This is a genomic window from Collinsella sp. AM17-1 (assembly GCF_003470665.1).
In the GTDB taxonomy this organism is placed as follows: Bacteria; Actinomycetota; Coriobacteriia; order Coriobacteriales; family Coriobacteriaceae; genus Collinsella.
This window is the reverse complement of the sequence record NZ_QRJZ01000007.1, coordinates 1-10762: the sequence shown is the minus strand read 5'-3', so window position 1 is coordinate 10762 and position 10762 is coordinate 1. Positions and strand designations below refer to the sequence as shown.

Below are 10762 nucleotides of genomic sequence, written 5' to 3'. Positions count from 1 at the left end.
GACCGCCACGTAATAACTACGACCAACCTGCCACAATGGGACAGGTTAATTTTGGCAGGTTTTATCTGGCCAAACGCCGCCTCTCTGCCATTTGGTGCAAGCAAACCTGTCCCCTTCGCACCAATCTGGTGCAATGGGGACAGGTTGGCTTTGAACCAATAAAAAGAAAAGGGCCGCGCACCCAAACGGATGCGCGGCCCTTATGCCATGAATGCGAGCGATTCCGCGGCGAGCTATTTACTCAGCAGCCTCGGTGGTCTCGGCCTCGGCAGCGGCCTCCTCGACGGGAGCCTCTGCAGGAGCCTCGGCGGCCTGCTTGGCAGCCTCCTCGGCAAACTTAGCGGCACGCTTAGCCTTCTCGGCAGCCTTGGCCTCAGCGGCGGCCTTGCGAGCGGCCTCGGCCTCAGCGGCCTTGGCGGCCTTGGCGGCCTTGGCCTCCTCAGCCTTCTTGAGCTGGGCGGCAGCGGCGCCACCGAACTTGTCGGCGAAGCGCTGGACGCGTCCACCGGTGTCGACGAACTTCTGCTGGCCGGTGTAGAACGGGTGGCACTCGTTGCAAAGCTCGACCTTCATCTCGGACACGGTTGCGTGCGTCTTGAAGGTGTTGCCGCAGGAGCACGTCACCGTGCACTCGACATACTGGGGATGGATACCCTGCTTCATGGTAGGACTCCTTATTAGTCAGGCGCTGGTTACCGATCAGCGCATAAGGCGTCTTGGTTTCCGACCAAGACAACAAACTCGGCTATGGTACCACGGCGCCGCGTGTCCCACAAAAGGTTCACGGTCTTTTCGGCACAACACGAGCTGGACCTTAAATATCAACTTCATCCGAACACTCCCCCACATTCATCTCTCGTATGTATCGAGGTATTCCTGCTTGAGCGTCTGCGAGGACGACTTGATCTTTTCCACGAGCGTGCCGGCCTCGATGAAGTAGAACGAGTTGGTGAGGTCTGCCAGGTCGTCGAGCAGATGGCTTGAAATGAGCACGCTTCGTCCCCGCGCCACCTCGCTGCGCATCGCGTCGCAGGAGGTTTTCCGCTTTCCCGGATCGAGGCCGTTCAGCGGTTCATCGAGGATGAGGTACGGGCAATCGGTCGCTATCGCCATGGCAAGCTTTACCTGCTGCTTCATTCCTGTCGAGAGTTTACGGGTCGGCTTGTCGAGATATGGGGAGATTCCGAGGGAGTCGCAGAGCGAGTCGATGTCGGCGGCCGATTTCCACGCCTCCCTAACGAAAGCAAGGTGCTCGATGGCCGATAGCGTGGGATAGAGATCCGTGCCGCCTGAAGAGCTCAGGTAGACGAGTTCTGCAAATTCGGCTGATCGACGTTGGCTGATTCCGTCTGCCGCCAGGCTTCCCGAGCGGATGCGGGTGGGAAATTGGCCCGACAGCGCTTCAAGAAGGGTGGTTTTCCCCGAGCCGTTGGGAGCAATGAGGCCCGCCGCCGTTCCCGGGCTCAGGAAAAGCGATCCGATTGAAAGTATCGTCGTGCTTCCGTATCCCACGCTCGCGTCCAGAAGCTCGAGCCCATGGTGCTTTTTCGCGGGTCCAGGCTGTTTGGGCGAACGTGTCGCAACGGCGCCGACCGCAAAAAGGACCGCGACGTATGCCAGGGCCACGGCAAGCATCGATGCGCTGCCTGAACCGGAGCCAATGAATTCTGTCGGGAAGCATCCTACGTAACCCGTTGCCTCGATAGGCGAGAATACGGCCAGCGGCAGGAGATTGAGCGCGGCGTTATGCTCCAGTGCCGAATCGGACAGTAACGGGAATGCCGGGGCCGCGACAAGCAGCGCGGAGGTAAGGGGGCCCGCGAGGACGCGCCTCGTTGCGGTCGATAGGACGGCGGAGCAAACGGATATCAAGGTTCCGCCCGCAAGCAGCGCGAGAAGCAGGGCTGTGAAGACGTTTCCCGCGGTCGTGGTGGCAAGCGCGCCGTCATGGAAGAAGGCGATCGGGTACCCAATTTGCCCGAAGCCGTTTAGGGCCAAGGCGTAAATGCCCCCGGGTGCGAGGCCGGCGAGGAGCATCGCGGCCCCCGCGACGATTATCGAAAACACGATCTGGATAAGGCGCCGGAATTTGGGCACGGGCGCCTTCGCCGCCAGGGTCGCAGGCCTTGTGGCGCCGAGCACGAGTATCGACGAGAGAAGGAAGGGGATGAAGGGAAGGAAAGACGGCGCCGTGGCAATGGCGTAAGGCAGGAAGGAAAGGAATGGCAGGTCGTTTGCGGAGGCCGGGATATCCGTGATGCCGGAGCTGCTCAGGGCACGGCAATATGCGAGCGCCGCGTCATTGGTCTCTCGGTCTCCCACGATGGACCCGGATTGGAAGCCTTCGTCCATGAGCGCGTAGTAGCTCTCGGCAGAATCGAGAAAGGCGGCGTCGGTTTGAGCGGCAAGGGCGGCGTTCGCGTATCTTGCAAGCTCCGCGTCAGCTTGCTGCTCTGGCGATAGGTCTGTGCCGTTGGCCTGGGGTGCGCGCGTATTGAATGCGTCGACAAAGCCCCGCATGCCCTGTTTCATAAAGAAGGGCCCGTAGATGGGTGAATTGAACGCAATGGGGACGGAAAAGGCTGCAGCGAGAACGAGCGTACAAATCCATGCGGCCTTGTCTCTTAGGATCAGTTTGAGAAGAAGTCGACAGTACATTTGGAAGCACCTACGTTCCTCAAAGAATCGTTAGATTAATGATGACAGACCGAATGAAGATGCGTGCGATGGGGGCGAGGCGAATGGCTGAGCGGTATCGATACGCGGGTTCAACGGTATTATATTGACTACATAGATTTTTAACTTGCATTTCTACCCGCCCTTTTCGTAGAGTCGCCGATACGTGCTTAGCGCACCCTCGGCGCGTCCGGCAGGCTTTGCGAAATGGGATCCAGGAGACTTCGGCGCAGCATCATCTTGCGGAATGCTTCTAATGAGCCTCCCATCCTTCAAAAACAGAATCTCATCGCACAGCCTATCGACCGAATCCAAGATGTGGGATGACATGATGATGCACGTACCAGAATCGGCCAGCTTCCTGAGAATCTCGGAATGCAAGTCCACCCTGCTGGGGTCGAGCGCGTTCATGGGCTCATCTAATAGAAGGTACCGCGCGCCCGTCGCATACGCAATCGCCAGGGTAAGCTGCTGCTTCATGCCCTGGCTCAGAGTGCGGATCCTCATCTTCGCGAACTCGCCTATCTGCGTTTGTTCCACTATCTCTTCGATATCGCGAGCATGCGGCCACATATCGCAAACCATCTTGAGGTGATCTTCCGCACGCAATCCGGGATACAGCAGCGTCCCCTCACCAGGTGCATAGAAGATCATAGAACGGACCTCTCTCGCACCCGTACCCTGCACCTCATCCAGAACGATGCTCCCGTCCACGCGAGGACCCGGCAAACCTGCCATCGCACGCAGCAACGTCGTCTTTCCATGCCCGTTCGGAGCGACGAGACCGTAGACCGTACCCGGGGCAAACTCAGCGTTCACCGAATCTACGAGCACCTTCTTTCCATAAGAGATCGTCAGCGTTTGAAGGTCAATCATCGAGATCATCCCCTTTCGATCTTTGGAACACTCAGGCGCACCATCAACGGAGATACGGCGCCCAAGACCACCAGCAGAGCGCCCGATGCGCCGACGACCTCTCCAAAAGGCATCGCGTTCGTCCCTCGCCCAAGGAACCCAATCGTCCCCACCTGGGAAGCGGGATCAAACGAGGCGAATGGAGCCAGCAGCGCGACGCCCATGCCCACGCTTTCAACATGAGCGCTCAACGAACCCAACACCAAGAGAACCGCGCAAACCATTCCGGTGACAACGGGGTTGCGGCTAATCGCTGCTGTCAACGCAGCGACGACGGAAATCACGCCGTATGCCATGACCAGCAACGGAATACTGCACAACACCGCCTCCCCCACCATGGACGTTGTCGAAGCTCCCGCCCGAATGAGAGCGACGGGATACTCCGATCCACCCGCACCGTTCTTAATCACGGACACAACGACAGCGGGAACCATCGACACCAAAAGCAGCACCAAGCCAAGCAGGAGAGCCAGCGCAACAGCCGTCAGAAAACGCACATGCGCTGTTGCGGGGATCTGGAGAACCAGAAGGGAACGACACTGCAGGTGGGTGCACGCGAGCGATGTGACAACCACGGGCAACAGCAAAAATAAGGAGGGAAGCGCTGCCTGGAGATACGAAAGGAGGATTAATGGGGGCATCTTCGTACTTAACTCGTAAACCTTGGGGTCCGGCAAGCTCGCGATCGACTCAAGCAGAAGGGCGCGCGCCTCCGCACGAGAAGGAGTCTCCGGCTCGATTCCGATCGATTGCAGGAGAGTCGCATCTGCCGCGCCCAGCTCACCTCGAGCGCGCTCGTACGTCGCAAGGCTTCGAAACCCCTCCGCAGGCATAGGCGCGTACACGAAACCCGAAAGAGCATCCCGCATGTCTTCCAGGGCCGCTTTGCCCTCGACGTCCATATTCGCAGCGTTCTGCTCTAGATACCGATCTATTGAACGGAGCTCCCCATCCCTATACCGAACAGCGGAAACGTTATCAGCGTCAGGAAACATCTCGACCAGAGCCGGGGCCAGCATCGTCGTCGACATTGCAATCGCGCATACGGCGAGGGTAGGAGAACGCAGGAGCAGTTTCCCCATCGTTCTTACGTATGCAACGGCGGAGGCACAAGCGCTCGAACGAGTTGCCGTTCTCGATGCAGTGAAGGAACCTCTCTCAAGACAAATCGGGGATATCGGGCACGCGCAGCCGCTCTTTCCAGCAACGCAAAGCAGGCTAATTGCCAGCACCTCGATCCCGATTGCGCATACGAGGGCAATCGCGCCACGCTCGAAGCAAAGTCCAGGCAGATTCACTATCTGCGTTGTCGGGTACGGGCTATAGGCGCCGACGGTCAACTCAGTGTTCGCATACGTAAGGGGATTCAACAGGGCGAACTCACGTAAAGCGATGGATCTTCCGTAATACCCGGGAACCATCGTCACCCCCATCAGGGCACATACGAACACGATTCCAAGCGTAGGGTTATTGGCAATCTTCACGGCAAGGTGAACGACAAGCGAGATGAACGCTGCCACCAAGAATTGCAAGATGGCCGTCTGCGCGAACACCAGCCAAGCCGGTTTGATAACCGGAGTCGCATATTGAATGTAGCCTATCGGATAGAACGGCGAGCCCGGGCCATTCTTCACAAGCGCGGCGATTATCCCTGGAAGATTGATGGCGAGGACGGCAAGCATTGCAAAAACACTCGCCCATACGCTCGATGCAACAAGTCTACCCAGCTCGCCCATCGGTGCCTGGATGATGAGCTTTTCACGTTTGTTAAGACGCGCGGCAAGGAACGAGACGGCAACGGCCGTTGCGACCCATAGCAAGTACTCCTTCGATCCGTCATAATAGGTGTACTCTCCATCCGATATCTGCAGAAACGGAAGTAGGGGAGAGAGCGGTGCCAAGATAAGACGTCCCGCGGCAAGAGGGTACAGAAGCGCGGGCATGCTTGATGAAGAGGTATAGACACCGTCCTCCCCCGCATTCACAAGCGCATCCGCATAGGATGCTGACAATTCCTGCTCAACACGGGTTATTCCCGACTCGAGGTATTCGACCCGTCCGTCGATGCCAGCCGCGCTCCTGAAGACGGGCAGAGCACAAAGAACCATCAACGCAACAACGACAACACAGAGCGACCTGGAGGAGAGAAGCGACCTAAAGATCGCCTTCGAGATTTTGAGCATATTCATCGCCAACCTTAACCTCATCCAGTCGGAACAGAGGGGCCGAACAAAATGCTCGGCCCTTATTACTTGCCGGCAAAGTCAATTTAACATAAACTGTTAAAAAGTAACCTGAGTTTTTTAAATTCTTCGGAGGTTATTATGAGTTCCGACAATCGCACTCCCCGGCTTCATTCCTTCCGCATCGCATGTGCGATAGCCTCTGCAACCCTTTGCGCCACCGCCATCGCACAAGTGGCGTTCTCCTTAAAGCCAGCAATCGAAGTGCTCGACAACCCTGTAATTGCAGACTCCCCCGCGTATCCAGCCCTTGCGATCTCGACATTGGTCCCTGCCGTCATCGGTATCGCTACGACCATCCTCAGCGCCGTTCTCGTGTGGACGATCAAGAGCGGAGACCCCTTCAAGAAAGGGTCTGCGACATGCTTGAAGGTGCTCGGCATTCTCTTCGTTGTTCAAGCTGCCACCAGCCTCTACGCCGGCTCACTCAAAACCTCCGTTTCGATGTTTGGCGGCGAGGGGGCCGTCGGCGCCCAAGAGATCGCTTCATCATTCGATTGGACCTCTCTGGTTCTCGGCATCGTCCTGTTCATGCTTTCCCAGCTCTTCTTGTACGCCCGAGAGCTGTACCTCGACTCCGACGAGATTGCGTAAGGAAACGCCATGCCCGTAATTGTTCGCCTCGACAAGATCATGGCCGAGCGAAAGATTTCCTCGAACGAACTTGCCGAAAGGATTGGAACCACGCCCGTGAACCTGTCCCGTATTAAAAAAGGGCATATTCGCGGCATTCGCTTCAACACACTCGAGCAGCTATGCCTCGCCCTTCGTTGCCAACCCGGAGACCTTCTCGAAGTCATGAGCGAAGAGGATGCCCGAAAGGAGTTCGGACTCGATTGGTCCGCCGAGGATTAGAGGGCGGTCGTACTCGCCCTGCACACGGGGATGCGAATCGGCGAGGTCTGCGGCCTTCGGTGGTGCGATGTGGATTTCGAGACGGGCCTGATCTCGATCGGACACTCGGTGGCGTACGCGAAGGGAATGGGTTCGTTCATCAAGGACACCAAGACCCATGACGCCAGGGGTATCCCCATCGACCCGGTCGGCCTACTCCCCTTCCTGAAGGAGACCCACGAGATCGACTGCGGAAAGCTGCGCTTGCGCGGCCTTACCGGGGCGGTCGAGATCGGGGACTGCTACATCCTGTCGGAGCCGGGCGCGACCTTCGCGACGACAAGCTATATCCGCAGGGCGTTCAAGACGTTCTCGGAGACCAACGGCCTCATGGGCACCAACGACGAGCTGATCACGTTCCACGGCCTTCGCCACACGTTCGCAACGCAGTGGATCCGCCAAGGCGGCGATATCAAGGCGCTCCAATCGATCCTCGGCCACAAGGACGCCATGGCGACGCTCAACGTCTACGCCGACATCGAGCCCATCTCCAAAATCCATAACATGCTGCACGCCACGCCGTGCCTTTGGCGCGGGCACCTCGGGCCGAGGGTCGATCCGGGTCCCATGTTCCAACAGAGGATCCAGGAGTCCATCGAGACGCTCCAGGCGTTCGGCTACGGCATCACCGAGCCGGACGACCGAAATATCGCCATACGCGCCGTGAAGACGAACAGTTGGCTCTAGCTCACCGAGTACGCGGCAGTGCTGGGCCCATCCCAACTGAGGTCACGGTGGTCCGATAGGGGCGCCGCCCGCGGCATGCGCCGCGGAGCGGTATCCCCTACCGAAGGGCGAGGATGCCCTCCGCTTCCAGTTCGGAATCAGCCGTCGGAGGCGTTCGGCTGACTGCGGGAACGGCCTGTCCGCTCAATGTGTTCGGCTGAGATCGGAAATCAACCCAACACGAGCCGGACACGCGCCAGACGGCTCTTCCCCGTACGGCCTTCCCCCTTACGCTCATGTTGCAGGCATGTAACGCCGCAGCGAGCGCGCCTTTTTTGCGCCAGACAGGTACAATGATGAACACTGTACCGTAGCGGAGCGCCCCGCGCGCGCCGCAACCACGCGAAAGGGTTTCCCATGGCCGAGATCTCGTCCTCCCGCATCGTCATCACCGTCCTTGGCAAGAACCGCCCCGGCATCGTCGCCGGCGTCACCCGCGTTTTGGGCGAGGCCAATGTCGACATCCGCGACATCACGCAGTCCATTATCGAGGACATCTTCACCATGACCATGCTGGCCGACACCGCCGAGTCCAAGCTCGACTTCGCCGAGCTGCAGAAGGCGCTGGCCGAGGCCGGCGAGCTTTCGGGCGTCAACGTGTCCATCCAGCGCGAGGACGTCTTTAACTTTATGTACCGCCTGTAGCGAACAGGCCGTACGGGAACAGGCCGGCGCATCTGCACCCAAGCACGCCGCCCCCCATACGGCCCCGAGAGGAGCGCGCATGGCTTACGACGCCAAGAAAATCTACTACCGCTTCGATGACCATCTGAGCCGCCTGGTCTTGGATTATGAGGCGAGCCGCCAGATTTCGCCCGAAAGCGAAAACCTCTACCACGGCCTGCCGACTGATCCGTACGACGAGGGTCTGTTCGTCGAGCATAACGTCAAGCGCGGCCTGCGCAATGCCGACGGCTCGGGCGTGGTCGCGGGCCTTAGCCGTATCTCGGACGTGCACGGCTACAACAAGGTCGACGGCAAAGTCGTGCCCGACCAGGGCAAGCTCACGCTGCGCGGCTATAGCATCGAGGATCTGGTCAACAATGCCCAGTCCGAGAATCGCTATGGCTACGAAGAAGTCGCCTATCTGCTTATCACGGGCTCGCTGCCCAACAAAGAGGAGCTCGACGGTTTTTGCGAGCGCTTGGGCGCCTTTAGGCATCTGAGCGACGAATACGTCAAAGAGTTCCCCATGACCACGGTGTCGTCGAGCATCATGAATGTGCTCCAGCGCGCCGTGTTGCTGCTTTACGCCTTCGACGCCGAGCCCGACGCGATTACGCCCGAGCATGAGATCGACGTCGCCATTTCCATGCTCGCACGTCTCCCGCGCATCGCCGCCTTCGCACACATGGCCTCGGTCGCCAAGCTTCGCGGCTCCGAGGTTCACGTGCCGCACCCCACGCCCGGTCTCTCCACCGCCGAGACCATCCTACAGGTCCTGCGCGGCGGCATGGCGTTCACCCGCGATGAGGCGATGCTGCTCGACGTGATGCTCATGCTGCATGCCGAGCACGGCGGCGGCAACAACTCCACCTTCGCTTGCCGCGTGCTGTCGTCTTCGGCCACCGACCCGTATTCCGCCTACGCCGCGGCTATCGGCTCGCTCAAGGGCCCGCGCCACGGCGGTGCCAATGCCAAGGTCGTGTCCATGCACGAGGACATCCGTGCGCATGTCTCCAATTGGGAGGACGAGGACGAGGTCGCGGCCTACCTGGGCAAGATCCTCGACAAGCAGGCCTTCGACGGCACGGGCCTCATCTACGGCATGGGCCACGCCGTCTATACACTCAGCGACCCGCGCGCCGAGGTATGCCGCCGTTACGCGCGCACACTTGCCGCCAAGAAGGACCTGGGCGAGGAATTCGCACTCATCGAGCGTATCGAGCGCCTGGCACCCCAGGTCATGCGCGACCACGGCATGACCAAGCCCATCTGCGCCAACATCGACCTGTACACAGGCTTTATCTACAAGATGCTCGGCGTGCCCGAGACGCTCTTTACGCCGCTATTCGCCGTCGCCCGCATGGCCGGCTGGTCGGCGCACCGCATGGAAGAGCTCTTCTGCGCGCACCGTATTATTCGCCCGGCCTATCGTCCGGTGATCGAGCCGCTGGAGTACAAGCCACTCGCCGACCGATAGGACGCGGACCGTTATAGATCTTGAGCGTGGCCAGGGACCCAAGCCCTTGGCCACGCTTTTTTGCCAATAGAAAGGGCTGCATCAAATGATTGTGTTTTCCGATATGGACGGAACACTGCTGACGAGCGATAAGCAGATGAGCGACGCCACTTGGGCAATGCTCGACGAGCTCGCACGTCGTGGCATCGAGTTTGTTCCCTGCACGGGGCGTCCGCTGTCGGGCATCTTTGAGCCCATTCTCGCCCATTCCGCCGTACACTACGCGGTCTGTGCCAACGGCGCCAGCGTCTGGCAACTCGACGACGATGTGCCCACCGACGCCTCGTGCGCCACGCGCATCTTGAGCCGTCCGCTCGATTGCGGCATTGCCCACCGCATCCATCGCATTGCCGCCGGCCACGATGTGACCTTCGATATCTTCGCGGATGGACAGTGCTTCCTCCCCCGCTCGCTTTACGGGCGCCTGGATGAGTTCTGCGGCGGCGACCCCCACATCGCGGCTTCGCTCAAGCGCACACGAACACCGATCGACATGGATATCGACAGCAAGATCGACGAGGTCGAGACGCTCGAACGCATCGCCATGTACTGGCACGACCCGGCCGATCGCGACGCCATCGCGGCGGCGCTCGACACGCTCGGAGGCATTGAGATCACGCGTTCTTACGCCATGAATATCGAGGTCATGGGTGAGGGCGCCACCAAGGGGACAGCCCTCACGTGGCTATGTGAGCATCTGGGCGAGCGTCTCGCCGACGCCTGGGCGTTCGGCGACAACATCAACGACATCCCCATGCTGCAGGCAGCGGGCCACGGCATGGCCATGATCAACGCCGAGTCCGAAGACCGCGAGGCCGCCGACGCCATCACCGAATACGACAACGACCACGACGGCGTCGCCCGCACCATCATGGCCGCCCTCGCCTAGTCATTGGCCAGTCACTGGGGATGTTCTTAAGACTAGTCACTGGGGACACTCTTCGCAAAAAGCTGCAAGGACTGTCCCCCACTGTCGGCAGAGACGATATGAGCAGGACATAAAACATTGAGAGCCCCTGCTGCATGAAGGACCGCGGATTAGGCCGACAATGGTGAGTGTCTAATCCAGCCGTGGCGGCCACGCCGCATTCATGGAAGGGGCTCCCATGCTCGATACTACCACCTT

10 protein-coding genes are annotated in these 10762 nt (G+C 59.6%); 6 read left to right on the top strand and 4 right to left on the bottom strand.

Going from position 1 to position 10762, the window contains the following annotated elements; genetic code table 11:
- Positions 1-237: 237 nt before the first annotated feature.
- The 4 genes from rpmE to DW195_RS04765 all read right to left on the bottom strand — a co-directional run bounded on the left by rpmE (position 238) and on the right by DW195_RS04765 (position 5780).
- Positions 238-663 (bottom strand): 50S ribosomal protein L31, encoded by a 426-nt coding sequence (rpmE, locus tag DW195_RS04780; RefSeq protein ID WP_006235303.1) that lies wholly within the window; start codon positions 661-663, stop codon positions 238-240.
- A 186-nt stretch (positions 664-849) separates the two neighbouring features.
- Complete coding sequence (locus tag DW195_RS04775; protein WP_158567899.1) at positions 850-2532, bottom strand: ABC transporter ATP-binding protein; 1683 nt, start codon at positions 2530-2532, stop codon at positions 850-852.
- A gap of 279 nt (positions 2533-2811) precedes the next feature.
- A complete protein-coding gene (locus DW195_RS04770; RefSeq protein ID WP_117769450.1) occupies positions 2812-3552 on the bottom strand; it encodes an ATP-binding cassette domain-containing protein in 741 nt (246 codons plus the stop codon).
- Between the two features lie 5 nt (positions 3553-3557).
- Complete coding sequence (locus DW195_RS04765; RefSeq protein ID WP_117734371.1) at positions 3558-5780, bottom strand: hypothetical protein; 2223 nt, start codon at positions 5778-5780, stop codon at positions 3558-3560.
- Between the two features lie 135 nt (positions 5781-5915).
- Between DW195_RS04765 and DW195_RS04760 the strand changes: the two genes are divergently transcribed.
- From DW195_RS04760 to DW195_RS04735, 6 genes are all read left to right on the top strand, one after another.
- The gene (locus DW195_RS04760) at positions 5916-6428 is read left to right on the top strand and encodes a DUF2975 domain-containing protein (protein ID WP_006235293.1); all 513 of its coding nucleotides are present in this window, start codon (positions 5916-5918) and stop codon (positions 6426-6428) included.
- Between the two features lie 9 nt (positions 6429-6437).
- Positions 6438-6689, top strand: a complete 252-nt coding sequence (locus tag DW195_RS04755; RefSeq protein WP_006235292.1) for a helix-turn-helix transcriptional regulator — start codon at positions 6438-6440, stop codon at positions 6687-6689.
- Between the two features lie 18 nt (positions 6690-6707).
- Positions 6708-7415 (top strand): site-specific integrase, encoded by a 708-nt coding sequence (locus DW195_RS04750; RefSeq protein WP_255413538.1) that lies wholly within the window; start codon positions 6708-6710, stop codon positions 7413-7415.
- Between the two features lie 396 nt (positions 7416-7811).
- Positions 7812-8099: an ACT domain-containing protein gene (locus DW195_RS04745; protein ID WP_006235289.1), complete on the top strand. Its 288-nt coding sequence runs from the start codon at positions 7812-7814 to the stop codon at positions 8097-8099.
- A gap of 79 nt (positions 8100-8178) precedes the next feature.
- Entirely contained in the window at positions 8179-9597 is a 1419-nt protein-coding gene (locus DW195_RS04740) for a citrate synthase (RefSeq protein WP_118206008.1), read from the top strand.
- A gap of 85 nt (positions 9598-9682) precedes the next feature.
- The gene (locus tag DW195_RS04735; protein WP_118206007.1) at positions 9683-10525 is read left to right on the top strand and encodes a Cof-type HAD-IIB family hydrolase; all 843 of its coding nucleotides are present in this window, start codon (positions 9683-9685) and stop codon (positions 10523-10525) included.
- Positions 10526-10762: the final 237 nt, after the last annotated feature.

Excerpts from the sequence above, each read along its gene's own strand:
- rpmE (WP_006235303.1), bottom strand. The coding sequence starts at position 663 with ATGAAGCAGGGTATCCATCCCCAGTATGTCGAGTGCACGGTGACGTGC.
- DW195_RS04775 (WP_158567899.1), bottom strand. The coding sequence starts at position 2,532 with ATGAAACAGGGCATGCGGGGCTTTGTCGACGCATTCAATACGCGCGCA.
- DW195_RS04770 (WP_117769450.1), bottom strand. The coding sequence starts at position 3,552 with ATGATTGACCTTCAAACGCTGACGATCTCTTATGGAAAGAAGGTGCTC.
- DW195_RS04765 (WP_117734371.1), bottom strand. The coding sequence starts at position 5,780 with ATGAATATGCTCAAAATCTCGAAGGCGATCTTTAGGTCGCTTCTCTCC.
- DW195_RS04760 (WP_006235293.1), top strand. The coding sequence starts at position 5,916 with ATGAGTTCCGACAATCGCACTCCCCGGCTTCATTCCTTCCGCATCGCA.
- DW195_RS04755 (WP_006235292.1), top strand. The coding sequence starts at position 6,438 with ATGCCCGTAATTGTTCGCCTCGACAAGATCATGGCCGAGCGAAAGATT.
- DW195_RS04745 (WP_006235289.1), top strand. The coding sequence starts at position 7,812 with ATGGCCGAGATCTCGTCCTCCCGCATCGTCATCACCGTCCTTGGCAAG.
- DW195_RS04740 (WP_118206008.1), top strand. The coding sequence starts at position 8,179 with ATGGCTTACGACGCCAAGAAAATCTACTACCGCTTCGATGACCATCTG.
- DW195_RS04735 (WP_118206007.1), top strand. The coding sequence starts at position 9,683 with ATGATTGTGTTTTCCGATATGGACGGAACACTGCTGACGAGCGATAAG.